At 63.8% G+C, this 21,070-nt stretch carries 17 protein-coding genes; 4 read left to right on the top strand and 13 right to left on the bottom strand.

Annotation, left to right across the window (positions count from 1 at the left end; translation table 11 throughout):
* Window positions 1-170 precede the first annotated feature (170 nt).
* Window positions 171-860 (bottom strand): hypothetical protein, encoded by a 690-nt coding sequence (locus H9627_RS14210; protein ID WP_225213712.1) that lies wholly within the window; start codon window positions 858-860, stop codon window positions 171-173.
* Window positions 861-1,124: 264 nt separating this feature from the next.
* Between H9627_RS14210 and H9627_RS14205 the strand changes: the two genes are divergently transcribed.
* The gene (locus H9627_RS14205; RefSeq protein WP_225213711.1) at window positions 1,125-1,808 is read left to right on the top strand and encodes a helix-turn-helix transcriptional regulator; all 684 of its coding nucleotides are present in this window, start codon (window positions 1,125-1,127) and stop codon (window positions 1,806-1,808) included.
* Here H9627_RS14205 and H9627_RS09565 read toward each other — a convergent pair.
* Window positions 1,805-2,614, bottom strand: a complete 810-nt coding sequence (locus H9627_RS09565; RefSeq protein ID WP_191733816.1) for a hypothetical protein — start codon at window positions 2,612-2,614, stop codon at window positions 1,805-1,807. The two genes, H9627_RS14205 and H9627_RS09565, sit on opposite strands and share 4 nt — an antisense overlap.
* A gap of 192 nt (window positions 2,615-2,806) precedes the next feature.
* The gene (locus H9627_RS09560; protein WP_191733815.1) at window positions 2,807-3,595 is read right to left on the bottom strand and encodes a hypothetical protein; all 789 of its coding nucleotides are present in this window, start codon (window positions 3,593-3,595) and stop codon (window positions 2,807-2,809) included.
* Between the two features lie 279 nt (window positions 3,596-3,874).
* Here H9627_RS09560 and H9627_RS09555 point away from each other — a divergent pair, with 279 nt between their 5' ends.
* The gene (locus tag H9627_RS09555; protein ID WP_191733814.1) at window positions 3,875-5,212 is read left to right on the top strand and encodes a homoserine dehydrogenase; all 1,338 of its coding nucleotides are present in this window, start codon (window positions 3,875-3,877) and stop codon (window positions 5,210-5,212) included.
* A 9-nt stretch (window positions 5,213-5,221) separates the two neighbouring features.
* Window positions 5,222-6,151, top strand: coding sequence for a homoserine kinase (gene thrB / locus H9627_RS09550; RefSeq protein ID WP_191733813.1), 930 nt, complete (start codon window positions 5,222-5,224; stop codon window positions 6,149-6,151).
* A 76-nt stretch (window positions 6,152-6,227) separates the two neighbouring features.
* Here thrB and H9627_RS09545 read toward each other — a convergent pair whose 3' ends face one another.
* From H9627_RS09545 to H9627_RS09520, 6 genes are all read right to left on the bottom strand, one after another.
* A complete protein-coding gene (locus H9627_RS09545; protein ID WP_191733812.1) occupies window positions 6,228-6,983 on the bottom strand; it encodes a helix-turn-helix transcriptional regulator in 756 nt (251 codons plus the stop codon).
* Between the two features lie 156 nt (window positions 6,984-7,139).
* On the bottom strand, window positions 7,140-7,919 hold the full coding sequence (gene narI / locus H9627_RS09540; RefSeq protein ID WP_191733811.1) for a respiratory nitrate reductase subunit gamma: 780 nt from the start codon (window positions 7,917-7,919) through the stop codon (window positions 7,140-7,142).
* 15 nt (window positions 7,920-7,934) lie between these two features.
* Complete coding sequence (gene narJ / locus H9627_RS09535) at window positions 7,935-8,627, bottom strand: nitrate reductase molybdenum cofactor assembly chaperone (protein ID WP_191733810.1); 693 nt, start codon at window positions 8,625-8,627, stop codon at window positions 7,935-7,937.
* Window positions 8,628-8,636: 9 nt separating this feature from the next.
* Entirely contained in the window at window positions 8,637-10,238 is a 1,602-nt protein-coding gene (narH, locus tag H9627_RS09530) for a nitrate reductase subunit beta (protein WP_191733809.1), read from the bottom strand.
* Window positions 10,238-13,987, bottom strand: coding sequence for a nitrate reductase subunit alpha (locus H9627_RS09525; RefSeq protein WP_191733808.1), 3,750 nt, complete (start codon window positions 13,985-13,987; stop codon window positions 10,238-10,240). The genes narH and H9627_RS09525 overlap by 1 nt, the downstream gene beginning before the upstream one ends.
* Window positions 13,988-14,005: 18 nt before the next feature.
* Window positions 14,006-15,343 (bottom strand): nitrate/nitrite transporter, encoded by a 1,338-nt coding sequence (locus H9627_RS09520; RefSeq protein WP_191733807.1) that lies wholly within the window; start codon window positions 15,341-15,343, stop codon window positions 14,006-14,008.
* 250 nt (window positions 15,344-15,593) lie between these two features.
* On the opposite strand from H9627_RS09520, the gene H9627_RS09515 reads away from it, so the two are divergent.
* Complete coding sequence (locus H9627_RS09515; RefSeq protein ID WP_191733806.1) at window positions 15,594-16,085, top strand: MogA/MoaB family molybdenum cofactor biosynthesis protein; 492 nt, start codon at window positions 15,594-15,596, stop codon at window positions 16,083-16,085.
* A 36-nt stretch (window positions 16,086-16,121) separates the two neighbouring features.
* Here the strand turns inward: H9627_RS09515 and H9627_RS09510 are convergent, their stop codons facing one another.
* From H9627_RS09510 to H9627_RS09495, 4 genes are all read right to left on the bottom strand, one after another.
* Window positions 16,122-16,682, bottom strand: a complete 561-nt coding sequence (locus tag H9627_RS09510) for a molybdenum cofactor guanylyltransferase (protein ID WP_191733805.1) — start codon at window positions 16,680-16,682, stop codon at window positions 16,122-16,124.
* The gene (locus tag H9627_RS09505; protein ID WP_225213710.1) at window positions 16,679-17,908 is read right to left on the bottom strand and encodes a molybdopterin molybdotransferase MoeA; all 1,230 of its coding nucleotides are present in this window, start codon (window positions 17,906-17,908) and stop codon (window positions 16,679-16,681) included. The genes H9627_RS09510 and H9627_RS09505 overlap by 4 nt, the downstream gene beginning before the upstream one ends.
* 7 nt (window positions 17,909-17,915) lie before the next feature.
* Entirely contained in the window at window positions 17,916-19,052 is a 1,137-nt protein-coding gene (gene moaA / locus H9627_RS09500; RefSeq protein ID WP_191733803.1) for a GTP 3',8-cyclase MoaA, read from the bottom strand.
* A gap of 91 nt (window positions 19,053-19,143) precedes the next feature.
* A complete protein-coding gene (locus H9627_RS09495; protein WP_191733802.1) occupies window positions 19,144-20,859 on the bottom strand; it encodes a long-chain fatty-acid--CoA ligase in 1,716 nt (571 codons plus the stop codon).
* Window positions 20,860-21,070: the final 211 nt, after the last annotated feature.

The raw sequence follows: 21,070 nt of genomic DNA, 5'->3' as shown, positions 1-21,070 counted from the left end.
TGGCGGTGGGGGCTTGGATCTGTTGATGCAGGCCAGCATATCGGCACCCTGTTCAGCCCGCCCGAGGAAAGAACGGGTGTGATTGTGAGACCGCGGGAGCACCCGACGTGGAAAACCCCGCATCCGGACACCAGGTGTGGCAACCGGACGCGGGGATCACCGATTTGGGTCTAGCTGGATCCGAAGGAGGAACCACCGGAACCGAAGCCGCCACCATTACCGCCACCGCCGCCACCGCCGGTGGGAGTGACACGGACATTGTAGGTACCCGGCTCGCCATCGCGACAGGCGGCATAGACATCGCCATACCATTCACCCACGGCTGTCATACCACCATGCATGGAGTTCTGGAGAACACGCTTGTAGGGTTCGGACGCGCCGTCCCCGGGATCAATGTCGGTGGGATCCACAGGGTCCACAGGAATGGTGCTGCGGGTGAAGGTTAGATCCTGAGCGAACATAGTAGGATCCGTTTTGATGATCAGCGCGATTACGAGGATTTGGGTTGCCTCGGGGTTGTCGTCGACGTTGAAGAACCCCTTCGCTACGGAAGCGGCGACGACACGCGCGAGTGCAGCCTCCACCTCAACTGAGCCCGGGCCAGTGAAGTCTACGTTCTCCACGATGTAGTCGATGTCGGATGCAGCGGCTGGGACCTCCCGCTTCAATTCGGCGATGAGATTATCGCCCCATTTGCTGTAAGCCGCTATGATCCGTTGTTTATCCGTCGCGGAAAGAGTGACGGTACAGGTATCGCCTGTGATGGTGAGCTCCGCGGCGTTGGCGTGAGGCGCAAGAAGGGTGCTGGCAGCTATTCCGACGGTTGCCAGAATTCCGAGAGATAATCTTCGGATACGCATGATGTCTCCTAAGGGTGATTCAGTGGCTGGTGGGGGGGGGATCCTAGCGATGATCCACTCCTTCAAGGGTCCCCAGAAAAGCGTGATGCGACAAGGTGCTACAAGTGGTGCCAGCAGTAATGGCGTCTACCGGAGACACCTGAAGTGTGCTAATGGGCATGTTGAGAGAAACGCGAATGAGCCCACAGTGGGGCCGCGGTGGATTCTGGGAAAACTTCTGTCAGTGCTGGGAATTATCCTGTGACATCTCGTAGAGTTTTCATCATGAAAGTAAATGTGCTGACAGTGGATGAGCGTGAGGTGATGCGCCTCGGGGTGGGGCAGATGCTGCTGCAAACCACTTCGTGTGTCTGCGTCGGTACATGCACCACGCCGGTGGAGGCGCTGAACCACATCCGGGATGACCCGGGTGCCGCCGATGTGGTGTTGCTGGGCCTCCAGACGGGGCTGAACCATAGGGGCGATCTTTGTGGCCTGCTGGATCTGGGGCTGAGGATAGTACTGTTCCGGATCACCTCTGACCCCTACATTGACCTCAACCCCATCATGAAAAGGGTGGCGGGGATCATTGAGCCGACCAGCAGTGCCCGGGATCTGGAGGAGGCTCTCGTTGCCGCGGCATTCCGGGGAGGCGCCCAGGCATCGACGGGGGCCGCTGCGGCCGGGGTGCGATTATCCCCACGGCAGCAGCAGATTCTTCTTCTGTACGCATCGGGGGAGCCAGCCAAGAGGCTGGCCACAATCACCGGCCTGTCACTTAATACCGTGCGGGACTATATCGACCGCATCCGGGTGAAGTACGCCCTTGCCGGACGCCCGATACTCACCCGCATCGATTTCTATCATCGGGCGGTGGAGGATGGCCTGCTCCCCGACTCCTCGATGCGGACCCCCAACTTATCTGTTCGTGACATTGGGGGACCGCACCGGGAAGAACCTGTTTTCTAGCTACTTCCGAAACTGGAACCACCACTGGTGGCAGGTGGGTTGGGGTCGTTACCGTTCCCGTTGCCATTCCCACCGTTGCCGTCACCGTTACCATCGCCGTTCCCGTCACAGTTTCCACCACCTGGCGTATCGATATCATCCGCACCGATCCGGAATGTTCCGGTTTTGCCATCGACGCATGCCTGGTAGGGCTCTTTCAGGCCTTCGTCGAAATCCTGCAGGACAACCCGGGCAGGCTCAATAATCTCCTTGGCGCGCTGGGATAGCGGGATGTTATTGAAGGTGCCTGGCCCGAGGGCATCCTCTACTACGGGGTAGCTGTAGTTGAGGCCATCGCGGATATAGGCGGCCTGGGTGGGGGTCAACACATGAACCCCGCGGAGGCTTCGTTCGAAGGTGGGCAACAGATTGCTCATGGCCGCAGGAGTCGCGGCCAACAGCATCATGGCAGTCAGATCATTGTTGGTGAATCCCTGCTCCCGCCCGGCGGCGAAATACCGGCCCCAGGCAGCATTGGCTTCCATGCTGTATGTACCGCCGTCCTTGATCGCGTCGGCGACTTCACCGGCGATCAGCGCGATTTCCTCTTCCTGCCCGGGGACTGCTGCGCTGAGGCGGCTGGCCACCGAGTCGTCATAACTGGCGAAGTGGGTGCGGAAATCGTTGAAATCCTGCTGGGTGAAGGTGATGGTGCAGGTGACACCGGAGCGTGTGACCGTGGCTGCGGTGGCAGCGGGTGCGACAACGGCCGATGTGCTGAGTAGGGCGGCTGCTGCGACAACCGATGCGAACGGACGAATGTTCATGGGGACATCCTTAGAAGGGGGGCGAGTGTAGGGACCTTCGGCTGTCCGGGGTTCTAAGCAGTGGTAGGGCAACCCCGATCCAACAGGAGTAGAAGTCATACTACTCTCCATATGAATCGATGGAAGGGGTATCTGTGCAGGCGGGGTAGGCGGAGCCTGAGCACGCAGGCTTAAGCTCCGTCTGGTATCGAGCTAGCTGCTTCCGAACGAGCTTCCAGCCACAGGTGCTGTTGCTGGGGGAGTGGTGGTCTCATCCGTGTCCGGGCGGGGCGTGACACCGGTCAGATCCGGGGTAAAGGTCCCTCCGACACCGTCGACACAGCTCTGCAGGGCGGGTGTCATGGCTGCTTCGAGGGGCAGCAGGGTCCTGAATGCCTTGCCGATTGCGGCTTCTACGGGTGATGCAGTTGGGCTCTCATCGACGCTGGCAATACCGGAAATGAGCCAAGTTCCGTTGTAGTAGTGGGGCGCGGGCAGAACCGCTGTGGCCCCTCCGGGGGTCTGCTCAGTGTGGGTGAAAAAGCCCCCGAACGATTTGAATAACGTGAGGTACGTAAGGTAAATGAGGAGGAGTTCCGCCTCATTCATGGATTCGCCCGAGTCTAGGATGTTGTTTTTCAGTCCGGCGGCCTCACCGGCTGCCAAGATGCGCCCCTCGATCTCATTGAAGCGGTCCTGTTCCGCGTCTGGCAGTGTATTGACCTCGTTACCATTCTCCTCGACGAAGTCGACGAAAAGATCAATATCAGCCGATGCGGCGGGAACGAGCTTCTTGAAGTCAGCTGTGAGGGTGTCCTGCGCCGTCTGGAGAGAGCCCTGGTAGAAGTTCACCTCAGCGTTGTTCAGTTCGAGGGTGCAGGCGGGCCATCCCCAATCCCCAGTTGTGGTGGTTGCCACGAGTGCGGAGGCGGGGGTGGTGATGCTGCCGAGTGTGATCGCCGCGGTGGCGGCGATGCTTAGGCCCAGGGTGGAAATCTTCAAGATGGACTCCTGTATGTGAAGAAAGGGGGGAGATAGCGGTACTGCTTCTGCTACGAAGCAATGAAAATATACAGGAGGTTACTTCGGTGTGTGGCTTAAATCCCCCCGGGGGTAGGAGATGTCGTACCGGCGGGGTTCCGAATGAAATAGTCCACATGCCCGGAGAAAATGAACAGCTTGGTCTATAGTGGCCTGGTAGACTTCCCCCCTCGGGCGGCCATGTAGGCTGACCAGGGAGAGAACGAACACCAGGCACCGCCACGATTATTTGGGAGAATCATGACCTCAGCACCTGCCCCCAGCTTCAACCCCGGCAAGGGAATCGGCTCACCAGTCGGTATCGCCCTTCTTGGTTACGGCACCGTCGGCTCGGAGGTTATGCGTCTGATGACCGAATACGCCGATGAGCTCGAGCACCGTATCGGTGGCCCCCTGGAGGTTCGTGGCGTGGCCGTTTCCGATAAGAGCAAGCCACGCCCGGGTGTGCCGGATGAGCTGCTCACCGATGATGCCTTCTCGCTGGTCAAACGCGATGATGTGGATATCGTCGTCGAGGTTATCGGTGGCATCGATTACCCGCGCAAGGTGGTCCTCGCAGCGCTGAAGGCCGGCAAGTCCGTCGTCACCGCCAACAAGGCCCTCGTCGCGGCGCACGCCGCCGAGCTTGCCGACGCCGCCGATGAGGCCAACGTCGATCTCTACTTCGAGGCCGCCGTCGCGGCCGCCATCCCCGTGGTCGGCCCGCTGCGTCGTTCCCTTGCCGGTGACCAGATCCAGTCCGTCATGGGCATCGTCAACGGCACCACCAACTTCATCCTCGACGCCATGGATTCCAGCGGTGCCGGTTATGACGAATCCCTCGCCGAGGCTACCCGCCTCGGATACGCGGAGGCGGACCCCACCGCCGACGTCGAGGGCCACGATGCCGCCTCCAAGGCAGCCATCCTCGCCTCCCTGGCCTTCCACACCCGGGTCACCTCCGATGATGTCTACTGCGAGGGCATCACCAACATCAGCGCGGAGGATATCCGCGCAGCCAAGCAGGCCGATCACACCATCAAGCTGCTGGCCATCTGTGAGAAGATCACCGACAGCAACGGTGAGACCGCCATCTCCGTCGGAGTCCACCCGACCCTGATCCCACGCAGCCACCCGCTCGCTGCCGTCAACAAGTCCTTCAACGCCATCTTCGTCGAGGCGGAGGCCGCCGGGCGCCTGATGTTCTACGGCAACGGTGCCGGTGGTGCACCCACCGCATCGGCTGTGCTTGGCGACGTCGTCGGCGCCGCCCGCAACAAGGTCCACGGTGGTCGTGCGCCGGGCGAGTCCACCTACGCCAACCTGCCGATCGCCGATTACGGTGAGACCCCCACCCGTTACCACGTGGACATGGAGGTCGAGGACCGCGTCGGCGTGCTCGCCGACCTGGCTCAGCTCTTCGCCGACCGTGGCATCTCCCTGCGCACCATTCGCCAGGAGGAAAGCGGTGAGGGTGCACGCCTGATCGTGGTGACCCACCAGGCCCGTGAGAATGCCCTGGCTGCTACCGTCGAGGCACTCAAGGACAACCCGGCGGTGAAGTCCATCAACAGCGTTATCCGTCTCGAAAGGGGCTAGTAGCAAACCATGGCGATCGAACTGAATGTGGGCCGGAAGGTCACAGTCACGGTTCCCGGATCCTCCGCGAACCTCGGCCCAGGCTTTGACACACTCGGTCTGGCACTGTCGGTGTATGACACCGTCGAGGTGGAGATCATCCAGTCGGGCCTCGAGGTCGAGGTGTTCGGTGAGGGCCAGGGTGAGGTCCCACTCGACGGATCACATCTGGTGGTCAAGGCCATCCGTTCCGGGCTCAAGGCCGCTGACGCCGAGGTGCCCGGTCTGCGCGTGGTGTGTCACAACAACATCCCGCAGTCCCGCGGGCTCGGTTCCTCCGCGGCGGCAGCCGTCGCGGGTGTCGCGGCAGCCAATGGTCTGGCAGGTTTCCCCCTGACTCAGGAGCAGGTGGTTCAGCTGGCCTCCGCGTTCGAGGGACACCCCGACAATGCCGCGGCCTCTGTCCTCGGTGGGGCGGTGGTCTCCTGGACCAACCTCCCGGTGGATGGCAAGAGCCAGCCGGAGTACCGCGCGGTGGGGCTTGACGTGCATGAGGGGATCCGTGCCACGGCACTCGTGCCGGATTTCCATGCCTCCACCGAGGCCGTGCGTCGCGTCCTGCCCTCGGATGTCACCCATATCGATGCCCGGTTCAACGTCTCCCGCGTCGCCGTCATGATTGTCGCCCTGCAGCAGCGCCCTGACCTGCTGTGGGAGGGGACCCGTGACCGTCTGCACCAGCCGTACCGTGCCGATGTGCTCCCGGTGACCGCGGAGTGGGTGAACCGTCTGCGCAACCGTGGTTACGCCGCCTACCTCTCCGGTGCCGGGCCGACCGTGATGGTGTTGTCCACCGAGCCGGTGGCCGACAGGATTCTCGATGATGCCCGTGAGGCGGGTCTTCGGGTGATTGAACTCGAGGTCGCCGAACCCGTGCGGATCGAGGTCGTCCACGAGTAGAGGTGCTTCAACCTTAAAAACCTGAAACAAGGCTGCCCCCGCAACGGGGGCAGCCTTGTTTCATCTTTGACGGATATCAACCGGCCTGGGTCACGCGGACCTCACAGGAACCGGGGGCGTTGAAGGGCTTGAGCTCCAGGGAGATCCTGTCCGGGGTCCGCAGACTCTCCTCGATGAATCCCTCATGCACGGCGCAGACAAACGATGACGGGCGTTTGCCGTCGATGATGAAGGGGCAGCTGTTGAGGTGGATGGAGACATCCCCTGAGGTATCTGCCGGCGGTCCAGCGGGCTCTGGTACCTCGGTGCGCTGGGCATTTTCGGTGGTGGGATCGAAACCCATGGCGCGCAGACGGGCGAGCACCGGGGCCAGGGCCGTCTCCAGCGTCTCCCACCCGGAGGCTTGGGATCCCATGATGGCGGCCCACTGGGTGCCCACCGCCTTGGCCTTGGCGTGCATGGCGGGGTCCTGGAAGACATCCTCGTCGGAGGCGCCGAGGAGGGAGGCCATCAGTTCGATGAGGGTGATGTACTCCTGTGCCACAGCACGGTTATCCGGCACCCGTGTCTGGAAGATCAGTGAGGGGCGACCGCGACCCTTGGCGGGGGCGGTGACCACACGGACGGCATCCTGGGCGACCAGTTCTTCCAGGTGGCCACGGGCGGTGTTGACGTGCATATCCAGCGTCTTGGCAACGTCGATTGCACGGGCGCCTTCCGGGAAGCCCTGCAGCACCGTGAGCACCTCCCGCTGCTTTGGGCTGAGTCGGTAGGACTCGGTGAAAAGCTCGGTGGCGGCCTGCGGTGCAGGATTCTCATTCACGGCAATCATCTCTCAAGGTGCAGGAGTGGGGGTGCGGGCTGCCGGCCGGCGGGTTATCCGTCGACCGACAGAAAGTGGGCAGCCACAGTAATTATGTCAAAAACCTTAACATATTTACTACTGAAACACCCTCATTAATGTTGCGCCCGAGGTGTGAGACTCCGCTCAGGCACCGTGCCAGCGGGCCTCGTCGTCATGCTGTGTCTTGACGGAGCGCACCGGATCCCACCCGGAATCGTGCCGTACCGGGCGCGCGGTGATGTCGCGGGAACGGTAGACGACATATGGGCGGGTGGTGTAACCGACGGGTGCGGAGAATGCGTGCACCAGGCGGGTGAACGGCCACACGGCGATGAGGGTGAAGCCGGCCACGACGTGGACCTTGAACTCCCAGGGGACATCCATCATCAGTTCCGGCTGGGCATTGAAGATCAGCAGCTGGCGCAGCCACGGGGAGATGGTTTCCCGGTAGTCATATCCGTGGGGTCCGCCGAAGACCTGGGTGGACAGGGTGGCGATGAACCCGGAGAGGATCGCCGCCCCCAGCAGGAGGTACATCACCTTGTCCGACTTGGAGGTGGACAGGAAGACGGTGCGGTTGGCGATCCTGCGGTAGAGCAGGCCGATGAGTCCGAGCACCACGGCGACACCGGCGATGGTGCCAGGGATGGTCGCGATGAGGTGGTAGGCCGCATCGGAGATCCCGACCGCCGAGGTCCAGCTCTTCGGGATGGCCAGACCCATGAGGTGGCCGATGACCACGAAGACCATGCCCCAGTGGAACAGCGGGGAGCTGAGGCGCAGCAGTTTCGATTCGTAGATCTGGGAGGAGTGCGTGGTCCAGCCGAACTGATCGGTGCGCCAGCGCCAGGAGATACCGATGATGAAGGCGGCGATGCACAGCCAGGGGAAGGCCACCCAGAGGAAGGTCTCAAAATTGGACATGATCTCACGGTTCCTTTAATTGTCCGGTTGTGATGTCGGGAAGGGAAGTGGTGTGCCGAGTCCGACCATCTCCGCGGGGGGACCTGTGCGGATCAGTTCGAGATAACTGTCGGCGGTCTCCTGATCGATCTGGGGTAGGGCCTGACACAGGGCGATGACCAGGTGACGGTAGGGGGAGTCGAGGTTGTCCAGGGCGGAGCGCAGCACCTCGATGCCGTCGCGGTGCGCGGCGAGGACGTCGGTGGCGTTGTCGAAAAGCTCCGGGTCCGCCAGGGCAGCCGCCTCCAGGACCACACAGAGGTGGTCGGGCAGTTCATCACGCTCGATGTCGAACCCCAGCGCCCGGAGGGTGTCCCGGAACGCCAGGATGGCGGTACCACGCTGACGGGTGTCCCCGACGGCGTAGTAGGTGAGGAACAGTGAACACCGTCGACGCTGATCGAAGGTCTCCACATAGTGTTCCTGCAGCCAGCGCAGACCCTTGACCCGGGCGTGGTCGACGAACTCGACCACCTGGGCTGCCACCGGCAGCGGCAGCTGGTCGAGCTGCTCCTCGACGGCGGTGAGCTTGTCGACGAAATCCTCCTCCGGATAGTCCAGGAGCAGGGAACCGGTCATAAACACCAGTCGTCTCTGGTGGTCATTCATCGGGATCCGTTTGACCAGTTCCTGCGGAACGGTGCCGGTGTGGGTGCGGTGGATAGCCATGGTCGCGTATCAGCCCTGCCGGTCCGGGAACATTGAATCTGGGCGCTCACCGGGGTTCCACGAGGCCAGGCTCACGCGGCCGGCGGCTGCCGGCACCCCGGTCCCACAGGCCTCCGGGGCACCCTCGCCGAGTCCGACGTTGAGGGATTCCGCCGCGCCGATGGGATCCACATTGCCGAAGGGGTCGAGTCCCTGGATTCCGCGTGGGGTCTCCGGGGAGGCGGTGGGGATGACATAGCGGTCGTCGTATTTGGCGATGGCCAGCAGACGGTACATCTGCTGGATCTTCTTCCCGTCCATACCCACAGCCTCCGCGATCTCCTCCCGGGGTTCATTGCCCAGGTTGATATCCCGCATATAGGATCGCATCGCCGCGAGTCTGCGCAGGGATTTCTCCACCGGCCGGGTATCACCCGCGGTGAACAGACCCGCCAGGTACTCCAGCGGGATGCGCATGGTGGACAGGGCCGTGAGCAGGATCTTGTGGTCCTCACCGTCGTTGCCGGAGGCGGTGACCTCATCAACGATGGGCGACAGCGGCGGGATGTACCAGACCATCGGCAGGGTGCGGTACTCCGGGTGCAGCGGCAGTGCCAACTCGTAGGTGAAGATCAGATCATAGATGGGGGACTGCTGGGCAGCCTCGATCCAGGTGTGGGGGATGTTCTCCCGCTCGGCGGCGGCGATGACCTCCGGGTCGTGCGGGTCGAGGAACAGGGTCTTCTGGGCTTCGAAGAGGTCCTGTTCGTTCGGGGTGGCTGCTACCTCGGCGACACGATCGGCGTCGTAAAGCAGGACGCCCAGGTACCGCAGGCGGCCGACGCACGTCTCGGAGCACACGGTCGGCTGGCCGACCTCCAGACGCGGGTAGCACAGGGTACATTTCTCGGCCTTGCCGGACTTGTGGTTGAAGTAGACCTTCTTGTACGGGCAGCCCGAGACGCACATGCGCCAACCGCGGCAGTGATCCTGGTCGACCAGGACGATGCCGTCCTCCGCACGCTTGTACATCGCGCCCGACGGGCAGGAGGACACGCAGGTGGGGTTGAGGCAGTGTTCACAGATGCGCGGGAGGTAGAACATGAAGGAATGTTCGATCTCCTTCGCTACCTGGAGGTTCATCTTCTCCAGCACCGGATCCTCGTCCATGGTCGCATTCGAACCACCGAGGTTGTCATCCCAGTTCGACGACCACTCGATCTTGTCGATGGGACGGCCATCGAGCTGACTGATGGGTCGGGCGGTCGGCTGGGTGGCCTGGCCGGCCGGGGCGGACAGCAGCTTGTCGTAGTCATAGGACCACGGCACGTAGTAGTCATCGATGGTGGGCAGCTTGGGGTTGTGGAAGATGGTGGCCAGTTTCTTCAGGCGTCCACCGGCTTTCGGCTTCAGCTTGCCGGAATTGGTCCGGACCCAGCCTCCCTCCCACTTGTCCTGGTCCTCCCAGCCACGGGGATAACCCACACCGGGGCGGGTCTCGACGTTGTTGAACCAGATGTATTCCGTGCCTTCGCGGTTGGTCCATGCCTGCTTACAGGTGACGGAGCAGGTGTGGCATCCGATGCACTTGTCCAGGTTCATGATCATTGCGATCTGCGCCATGACCTTCATTAGTACTGCACCTCCTGGGAGCGGCGACGGATCCGGGTGACCTCGTCGCGGTTGTTTCCGGTTGGTCCGATGTAGTTGAAGCCGTAGGTGAGCTGGCCGTAGCCACCGGCCACGTGGATCGGTTTGATCATGATGCGGGTCAGCGAGTTGTGGGTACCACCGCGCCTGCCGGTTCGCTCGTTGATCGGGGTTCCCGTGGTGCGTTCCTGGGCGTGGTTCATGAAGACCGTGCCCTCCGGGATGCGGTAGGAGACGATCGCACGCGCGGAGACCACACCATTGCGGTTGTAGGCCTCGATCCAGTCGTTGTCCTTCACGCCGATCTTCGCCGCATCCTTATCCGACATCCAAATGACCTGGCCACCGCGGGAGATGGTCAGCAGGTGCAGGTTGTCGTAGTACTGCGAGTGGATCGACCACTTGTTGTGCGGGGTGAGGTAGCGGACGGACACCTCGGGCTCACCATCGCGGCCGGTTGAGGTCTCACCCGGCCCCATCTCACCGTTGATGTGGATCTTGTCCAGCGGTGGTCGGAAGATGGGCAGCTGCTCGCCGTAGTCGATGAACCAGTCATGGTCGAGGTAGTAGTGCATGCGCCCGGAGAGGGTGTGCCAGGGCTTGTCGTACTCGATGTTGATCGAAAACGCGGTGTAGCGGCGACCATTGCGCTTATCCGCGGACCACTCCGGTGAGGTGATGACCTCCATGGGGCGTTCCTTGACCTGGTCCCAGTTGATGAGGGTGCCCTCCTGGCCGGCGATGAGATCCATCATGTCGGTTCCCACGCGTGCCCCCTGGTTGCGGAAGCCCTCGGCGGCCACCTGGCCGTTGCTCACACCCGACAGGTGCAGGATCATCTCGATGGCCTTGACCGCAGAGTTCAACAGTGGTCGTTCACCGGCGGCCTGCGTCATGCCGGTGCCGTTGATCAGTGCCATCTCCTGCACCTGCTTGGTCACGTTATACGGGGTGCCGTGGGTGCCGGTGCCCAGCTTCTCCGGCAGGGGCCCCAGGTGGTTCCACTTCTCATAGACCTGGGTGTAGTCACGTTCCACCGGGATGAGCTTGGCCATGGTCCGGCCGGGGACATATCCCTCCCGTTCCAGGTCGGGGACGATGCCGCCGGGCATGCTCAGTTCATCGGCGGTGTCATGGGCGATCGGTGCGGCGATGACATCGGTCTGGGTGCCCAGCCACTTCCCGGCATGCTGACTGAATTCCTTCGCCAGGTCGTGGAAGACCTCCCAGTCGGAGCGGGTCTCCCAGGGTGGGTTGATGGCCGCGTTGAAGGAGTGGATGAACGGGTGCATGTCCGTGGTGGACAGATCGTGCTTCTCGTACCAGGTGGCCGCGGGCAGCACGATGTCGGAGACCAGGGTGGTGGAGGTGTTGCGGAAATCCGTGGTCAGCATCAGATCGAGCTTGCCCTCCGGGGCCTTCTCGTGCCACCGGATGGAGGCGGGGCGCTCATCGGGACCGAGTTCCTGGGCGGTGGCATCGGAGTCTACGCCGAGCATGTGCCGGAGGAAGAACTCGGTGCCCTTGGCGGAGGAACCCATGAGGTTGGTGCGCCAGTTGAGCAGGATGCGGGGCCAGTTCTCCGGTGCATCCGGGTCCTCGCAGGCGAATTCAAGCTCGCCGGAGTTCAGCTGCCCGGCGATGTGCTCCTGGACGGTGACACCCCTGTCCGCAGCCTCCTGGGAGAGCAGCAGCGGGTTGCGGTTGAACTGCGGGTAGGCCGGCATCCACCCGCGTTTCATCGACTCGATCAGGGTGTCCGAGGTCAGCTTGTCGCCCACGGAACCGCGGTTGGCCAGGGGTGAGGACAGGCGGTCGGCGCGGGTGTTGTCATACCTCCACTGGTCGGTGGTGAGGTAGTAGAAGCCGGTGGTGATCATCTGACGCGGCGGGCGCTGCCAGTCGGTGGCGAACGCGTAGAGACCCCAGCCGGTGGAGGGACGGAGTTTCTCCTGGCCGACGTAGTGGGCCCAGCCACCACCGTTGACACCCTGGGTACCACACATGGAGGTCAGGGCCAGGAACGTACGGTAGATGGAATCGGCGTGGAAGTAGTGGTTGACACCGGCTCCCATGATGATCTGGGATCGGCCCTTGGAATCATCGGCGTTCTGGGCGAATTCCCGGCCGATGCGGATGGCCTGGTTGGCCGGGACTCCGGTGAGCTCCTCCTGCCAGGCGGGTGTGCCCATGACCGGATCGTGGTAGTCCACCGGCCATTCACCGGGCAGGTTGAGTTCCTCACGGTTGACACCGTAGTGGGCGAGCATGACATCGAAGACGGTGGTGAACTTCCGGCCACCGACCTCCACGGTGGGCACGCCACGGGAGATGACACCCGCGCCGACCGGGCCGGTCTCCCCGGCGCCGGTGGGGGCGAGGTCAAAGCGGGGGAAGAGCAGCTCGGCGGTACCGGTGGCAGCGGTGGCACCCGTGACCTCGGCGACGGACATGACCGTGTCGACGCCATCCTGACGGAGGTTCCATTTGCCCATGCCCTCCTCACCCCAGCGGTCGGCGACGGTGCCGCCCGGGTCGACGATCTGACCGTCGGCCTGGATGGTGAGCAGGCGGTGGGTGGCGTTGGGCGTGGCAGCCAGGTCCGGGGCGAAGGAGGCCGCACCGGCGGCGGTGAGGAACTTGCCCGGGGTGTAGGTGCCGTCACCGCGCTCATCCAGTTCCACCAGGAAGGGCGCGTCGGTGTATTTGCACATGTAGTCGAGGAAGTACGGGGTCTGCCGGTCGACGTGGAATTCCTTGAGGATCACATGGCCCATGGCGAACGCCAGGGCACCGTCGGTGCCGGGGTTGATCCTCGCCCACTCATCGGCGAACTTGGTGGAATCCGCGAAATCGGGGGACACCACGACCACCTTCGTGCCGCGGTAGCGGGCCTCCACCATGAAGTGGGAGTCCGGGGTACGGGTCACCGGGATGTTGGAGCCCCACATCATCAGGTAGCTGGAGTTGTACCAGTCACCGGATTCCGGAACGTCGGTCTGGTCGCCGAAGGTCTGCGGGGAGGATGGTGGGAGGTCGGCGTACCAGTCGTAGAAGGACAGGGCCACGCCACCGATCATCTGCAGGAAGCGGGTGCCGGCGCCGTAGGAGACCTGGGACATCGCGGGGATGACGGTGAAACCGTGGATGCGGTCGGGGCCGTAATTGCGGATGGTGTAGATGTGGGCGGCCGCGGCGATCTCGATGGCCTCGTGGTACTGGACGCGGATCAACCCACCCTTGCCGCGCTGGGAGATGTACGCCTGGCGTTTCTCGGGCGTTTCGACGATCTCCCGCCACGCCAGCACGGGATCCCCGTGGCGTTTCTTCGCCTCCCGGTACATATCCACCAGTACACCGCGCACATACGGGTAGCGGATGCGCGTCGGGGAGTAGGTGTACCAGGAAAACGACGCGCCACGGGGGCAACCACGGGGTTCGTAATCCGGCATGTCGGGGCCGGTGGTGGGGTAGTCCACCGCCTGGGACTCCCAGGTGATCACGCCATCCCGGACGTAGACCTTCCAGGAGCAGGAACCGGTGCAGTTCACACCGTGGGTGGAGCGGACCATCTTGTCGAAGGCCCAGCGGTTGCGGTAGAACACATCGGCCCTACGCCCGCCCTTGAGGAAGATCTGCTGACCCTCGGGGCCGACCTTGCCCTTGCGCAGGTAGCTGCCCAGCTTGAACAGGGGGTTGACGGAGTCGGTCTTGCTATCGGTGGTAGTCATGTGTGGAGAGCCTTTCGGTTATCCCGGGAACGGGGCGTTCGGGCGTGCGTAGTAGATCCAGGTCAGGGCGGTGGCGAAGGTGAAGAAGACCACACAACCCCAGTAGAAGGTAACGGTGGGGGTCATGGAGAGCAGCACACCGACCACGAAGGGTCCGAATGCGCCGATGGCTCCGGTCCACCCGATGACACCTCCGGCCTGTTTCCTGGGCAGGATCATGGGCATCTGCTTGAAGGTGCCGGCGTTGCCGATACCGGTGAAGAAGAACAGGGCGAGCATGGACCACAGGAACGGGTAGAAATCATCCGGGGTCTCCGCCCGTGACAGGAAGATGGCGGCGGCCACGGTGGAGGCGATCATGCCCACGCCACTGATGAAGGTCCACACAGCGCCACCGAACCGGTCACACAGTGGGCCCCAGCCCGCGCGGACCAGGGCACTGATGAGTGGGCCGAGGAAGGCGTAGGTGGCACCGGCGTGCAGCGCCTCCGCGGGGAACTGCTCCGCCATCGGGGAGGCGATGCCGAAGTGGTTGTTGATGATCAGACCGAACTGCGCGGCGAAACCCGCGAAGGCCCCGAAGGTCATCATGTAGACGACGCTGAGGATCCAGGTGTTCTTGTTGCGGAAGAAGTTCAACTGGTCCCGGAAGTTCACCTTCATCGGGATGTCCTTGAGGAACAGGAAGGCCAGGACCGAGGCCAGGATCGCCCACGGCACCAGCACGATGGCGGCGTTGTGGACGAAGACCTCACTGCCCTCAGCGGTACGCTGCGGGGTGATGAAACCGATGCCCAGCAGACCGAAACCCATCACCCACGGGCCGAGGAACTGGATGACGGAGACACCCAGGTTGCCCACACCCGCCTGGATGCCCAGGGCGGTGCCGGACTTGGCCCTGGGGAAGAACCAGCCGGTGGAGGGCATGTACCCGGAGAAGCAACCACCGCCAATGCCGGTCAGGGCCGCCAGAACCAGCAGCCACCAGTAGGGGGTGTTGGCATCCTGGACCGCGAGGAACCAGCCGAACATGGGGATGAGGAACAGCGCTGAGGAGAGTCCCACCAGGTTGCGTGTGCCGATGCGGGCGGGCAGGAACATGAAGACCAGGCGGAGAATACCTCCGGCCAGCCCCGGCACCGCGGTCAGCCAGTAGAGCTGCGCTGCGCTGAGGTCGAAACCGATGCGGTTGAGCAGGGGCGCGATGGCCGAGACCAGGTACCAGACGCTGAAACCGATGATGAGGGAAAACGTTGTGATGGACAGGGTGCGCCAGGCAATCCTGGAATCCCACTGTTCGGGGACCTCGGGATCCCACCCGTGGAGAGTTTTTCCCTTTGTGTTGAGTTCTGTCACTTTATGCCTCTTCTGATTAGGGTCGAAGGGCTTCCCGGAAACCCTTCCGTGACTACATTGAACCTAATCTAACACGGTCTGACCTGCTAAGGTCATCTTTAATACGATTTAACCCGTTGAAAATTACGCAACATAAATGTGCTCTAATTCACGTCCAGCATGTTGGGTGTTTTACCGGATGTCCGTTTAAATGTGGTTTTAAATTTCCCCCATTTTCGGGGGTGGGAGCGCAGGAGAGAGGTAGTCGTCCATGGCGGTGCAGGGAATGGAGCTGACCGGTGCGGTCATCACCGTATCGGACCGGGTGGTATCCGGCGAGCGGGAGGATCGGGCCGGTGTTGTCGCCCGTGAGCTGCTGTCGCAGGCGGGCGTGGAGGTGGTGTCCGCGGTGACGGTCCCGGAGGGCCACGAGGGGGTGGCCGGGGAACTCGAGTCGGCGATCCACCGCGGGGTGCGGGTCATCGTCACCATCGGGGGCACCGGGGTGGGCCCGCGCAACCGGACCCCGGAGGCCACCGAGCCACTCCTGGAGACGCAGCTGCCCGCCGTGATGACCCAGATCCTCATCGCGGGCCTGTCCGCCACCAACCAGGCCGGCCTGTCCCGCGGACTGGTGGGCCTGACCACGCGCGAGAGCGGATCGAGCCTCATCGTCAACACCCCCGGCTCCCCGGGTGGTGTCCGTGATGCGCTCGGGGTGGTCTGCCCGCTGCTGGGCCCGATCTTCGAGCGTCTCTACTAAACGCGTGCTTGTCGACGCCGCACCGTCCCCGGTGGTTCAGCGTGTGCGGGGCAGCTCGACCTCTCCGAGCGTGGTCAGTTCCCCGAGGGTGTCATAATCCGCCTCTGTGCCGTCACCGGGTACCTCCACCACCGTGGCCGCCTGCCTGAGCAGCGCCTTGACGGGTCGGTCACGAACCTCCCCCAGGCTGGTGAGGGCCTCAATGAGCGAGGTGGTGCGCCACACCGCGCACAGGGGTTGGATCCACCCGTCGGCGGCCACGGTGACCGCGACATCGGCGGTACCGAGCGCCGCCTGCAGTGCCGGGAGCATCTCCGCGGAGTGGGGGGCGTCCACGGCCAGGATGGCGGTGACGTCGCTGTGGTGGTCCAGCGCGGCGATCCCCGCGGCGATGCCGGCGACCGGACCACCGAAGGGGGGCTGTTCACTGGTGGTGGCGACGCCCGGCAGGAGGTGGGGTGAGACCACAATGACGTCGTGTCCCTTAAGCTGGCCCAGGAGGTGGTCCACCAAGCGACGCCCATTGAGCTGGACCGATGCCTTGTCCACCCCGCCCATGCGGGTGCCCTGCCCACCGGCGAGAATGATCACGTTCATGTCAGATACACCGTGACCTTCCCGCCCGCCTGTGGTCCGGTCCCACCCGGCGGGATGAGCACAAACCCGCCGACGCCGTTGAGGGAGGCCGCGAAGTGACTGCCCCGACCTGCCCGGGTGAAGGGTGATGCACCCGCACCGTTGGCATCCCAGGTCAGGCGGACCGGGACAATGAGGTTCTTCGCCCTGGCACTGGGGAAGGGGGCGCAGGCGGTGGCCGTGACACGGGGTCGGGAATCAAGGTCGGCCGGGGTGTCGCGTCCCCGGAGTCGTGCGATCGCGGGTGTGACAAACATGAGGAAGGAGACATACGCCGCCACCGGGTTGCCGGGCAGGCAGAGCACGGGCACCCCGGCCCAGCTTCCCGCCCCCTGGGTCTTGCCTGGCTGCATATCCACATGCCCGAACCACATGTCACCTGCGCTCATCACGGTTTTCACCACGTCGAAGGCACCGGCCGCGACCCCGCCGGTGGTGATGATGAGGTGGCTGTGGTCCACGGCCTCACGGAGGGCGGCGGTGAAGTCGGCGGGATCATCACCGGTGTGCAGCTCGGTGACGTGGGTGATACCCAGCTCCCGGAGCAGTTGTGCCACCATGGGGCGGTTGGAGTCGGGGATCTGACCGGTGGTGGGGGTGTATCGGGCGTCGACAAGCTCATCCCCGCTGCTGAGCACCGTGACCGCGGGCGCGGGGAACACGGACACCTCCCGCACGCCGGCGGAGATGAGCCCGGCCAGCAGGCCGGCATCGACGGTGTCACCCGCCCCGGCGAGCACATCGCCGGTGTTCACATTGTCCCCGCGCGGACGGATGTGGGCACGACCCCGGTAGGAGCTGATGGTCACGGTCTCCGGGAGGTCCTGGGGGCCGGGGTCGGCGGAGGTGTCCTCGACGGGGATGACCACCAGGCCGTGCGGATCCGCGATGGCCGCGCCGGTCATGATGCGCACTGCCGTGCCCGGGGCTGGGGTGATCGCACCGCCACCCGCGGGTACGTCACCGACAACAGGCAGCGTGATGACGGATCCCTCGGCGAGATCGGAGGCGTGGACGAGGAAACCGTCCATCGCGGAGTTGGAAAACGGCGGGACCGGGAGGATGGCGTGGGCATCGGCCGCCAGCACGCAGCCGGTCGCCTCCGGCACGGGCAGGGTCACCGGCGCGGCCGGGGTGCACAGGGACAGCACTCGGGTGAGATGCTCGGTGATGCTGGCGGTGGGCATGAACGCGTCACCCACCGATGGCGGACATGGGACGGTCAGGCTGCAGGAAACCCTCATCATCGATGCCGTGACCGGGTTTCTTCACCCACATGGCCCCCGCCCACACCGCGGCGAGCTCCTCATCCGTGGACCCGGCGCGCATGAGGTCGCGCAACGGTGTCTCGGTGCGGGCGAACAGGCAGTTGCGGATGGTGCCGTCGCTGGTCAGGCGGGAACGGTCGCAGTCGCCACAGAACGGATGCGTGACCGAGGCGATGATGCCGAGTGTGCCGGTGACCGACGGGTTGCTCCGGCCGGTGGCGTTCCACAGCGCAGCCGGGGCGGAACCGCGGGGTTCCTCCGCGGGGGTGAGGGTGAACGCCTGCTCCAGTCGCTCAAGGATCTGGGCCGCGGTGACCATGTCGCCGCGCCGCCACTGTTCACGCGGCCCGAGGGGCATCTGCTCGATGAAGCGCAGCTGCGCGCCGAGTTCCAGACAGTAGGTGGCCAGGGGGACGATATCCACCTCATTGACCCCGGGCATGACCACCGCGTTGACCTTGACGGGGTGCATACCGGATTCCACGGCGGCCTCGATGGAGGACAACACCCCGGACAGGCGGTCCCGGCGCGTCAGGGCGAGGTACCGCTCCGCGTCGATGGTGTCCAGGGAGATGTTCACCCGGTCCAGGCCGGCCTCCCTCAACCCGGTGATCCGTTTGTCCAGGCCCAGGCCGTTGGTGGTCAGGGCGGTGCGTACCGGCTCGCCCTCATCCGTGCGCAGCGCAGTGGTGGCGCTGATGATGTCCTCGAGGTTCCTGCGCAGGAGGGGTTCACCACCGGTGAAACGGATCTGACGGATGCCGAGTTGCTCCACGGCGATGCGGATCAGACGGATGGTCTCCTCATCGGTGAGGGTTTGTTCCGTGGGCATCCATTCCAGGCCCTCGGCCGGCATGCAGTAGGTGCACCGCAGGTTGCAGCGGTCGGTGAGCGAGACCCGGAGGTCACGGGCGACCCGCCCGAAACGGTCCACCAACACACGGGTGCCATCAGGCCCGGCGGCAGGCAGATCGGCGGGGAGAGCAGCGGATCCGGTCTGCGCCAGTGGCTGCTGTGGTGTCTGAGCAGGCGGCCCGGGCTGGAGGAAGAGGCGCGTGGTCATGTGAACTCCATCCTAGGAACGGTGCAGATTAAAGCCAACTATAACCGGAAATAATCGGAAAACCATGGGTTGGGGACAATACTATCCAGGTCTATTTCTCACCTGGGCCTTTGAGCTTGATCACCTCGAATTCACCATTGGCCAGATGCATACGCAGATCCTTCTTGTCGAATTTGCCCACCGAGGTCTTGTCGATCTCACTGACGAAGGTCCAGTACTCCGGGAGCATCCAGTTCGGCAACCGGTCACGTAGTTGATCACGCAGCTTCTCCGCGGTCTCCCGGGTGGGTTCGACGTTTGGATACAACAAGGTGACCGCCAGAGGGCGTTCCACCCACTTGTCATCGGGGAAACCGATGACTGCACATTCCACGACCTCGGGTGTGGCCATGATGAGGTTTTCCAGCTGGGCCGAGTAGATCCACTCACCACCGGAACGGATCACGTCGCGGGCCCTGTCCTGGATGGAGAGGAAACCGTCACTGGTGACAGAACCGACATCCCCGGTGCGCAGCCAGCCGTCGGCGGTGAATGACGCGTGGCCGTCATCGGCCTCCTCACCGTCGAAGGTGTGCGTCAACCCGCCCTCGGCCTGGGCGGGGGACTGGAAGTAGGACCCGGTCACCCAGGGGCCACGGACCTGGATCTCACCCTCATTGCGGTCTGTGGAGGCCATCACCTGGCCATCATTGACCACCCGGTATTCCAGCGAGGCGGGGAAGCGGCCCTGGGAGACCCGGTAGGCCCAGCGGGCGCTGCCGGAGGCTCCTGATGGTGGCCGTGACACCGTACCCACGGTTGATGTCTCCGTCATGCCCCAGACGTGCACCACATCCACGCCGTAACGTTCCTCCCACAGGGTGATCACCACGGGGGGCACCGCGGAACCGCCGACGTACAGCTCCCGCAGTGACATCCGCTCCGGTGGGTTCTTCAGGTAGTGCACCATGAGCTGGATCCACAGGGTGGGCACGCCGTGAGCCGCCCGGGGAAGTGTGGTGGAGATGATCCGCGCCAGGGTGGGGGCGGAGAGATCCGACCCGGGCATGACAAGGGGGGTGCCGGACATGAAGGCCGCGATGGGAACACCCCAGCTGAGCACGTGGTAGATCGGCACGCAGCACAGGAAGGTCTCGCCGTGGGTCACCGAGAGGGAATCGGTGGTGCGCAGACTCAGGGACTGCAGGTACAGGGACCGGTGGGAATACACCACACCCTTGGGTGCGCCGGTGGTGCCGGTGGAGTACGCGATCGCCGCCGCGGTGCGCTCATCCTGGACCGGCCAGTCAAAGTGGGTGGATCGACCGTCCAACAATGATTCATAGGAGTAGGCCTCCACCCCCTCCGGGAGGTGGGCGGATGGTTCCTGGATATCGGGATCACCGATGAAGATCACGGCCCGGACGCCGGGACAACTCTTGAGCACCTCACCCAGCTGAGCCGCCAGGCGGGGATCGGCGACGATGACCTCATCCTCCGCGTGGTTGATGATGTAGGAGATCTGGTGGTTCATCAGCTGCTTGTTGATCGGGTTGAACACCGCCCCCATGCACGCCACCGCGAACATCGTCTCCAGGTGTTCACCGCAGTTGTACAGCAGGGAACCCACCCGCTGGTCACCTGTGATCCCGAGCGAGTCATGGAGTGCGTGCGCCAGGGCCGCTGCACGGGCACCGATGTCGGCGAACGTGACCTGTTCCTGTTCGCCGCCGTCATAGGTGGTGACAACCGTGTCACCGTGGACGGTGGAACCGTACTTGAGGATCCGGGAGAGGGAGAGGGGAACATCCTGCATCGTGCTGAGCATGACTAACACTCTAGCGGCAGCGGTGGACACGGAAACCGGTAACGGGGGTCATGGCGGGAAACGGGTATTCGGGGATGATGGCAGGGCGTTTAGAGCGAAGTCCGGGGCACCGATTAAGACACCACCTGTGTAATGCGCTAATATGTCCTGATAAGACCGGGTAGTCTATACCGGTGCGCTTCACAATCCCTCTTCACCCCTGTGGGCTACG

Origin of the sequence: Corynebacterium gallinarum, from assembly GCF_014837045.1 — a bacterium.
Taxonomy (GTDB): domain Bacteria; phylum Actinomycetota; class Actinomycetes; order Mycobacteriales; family Mycobacteriaceae; genus Corynebacterium; species Corynebacterium gallinarum.
This window is presented reverse-complemented; position numbering and strand designations above follow the sequence as displayed.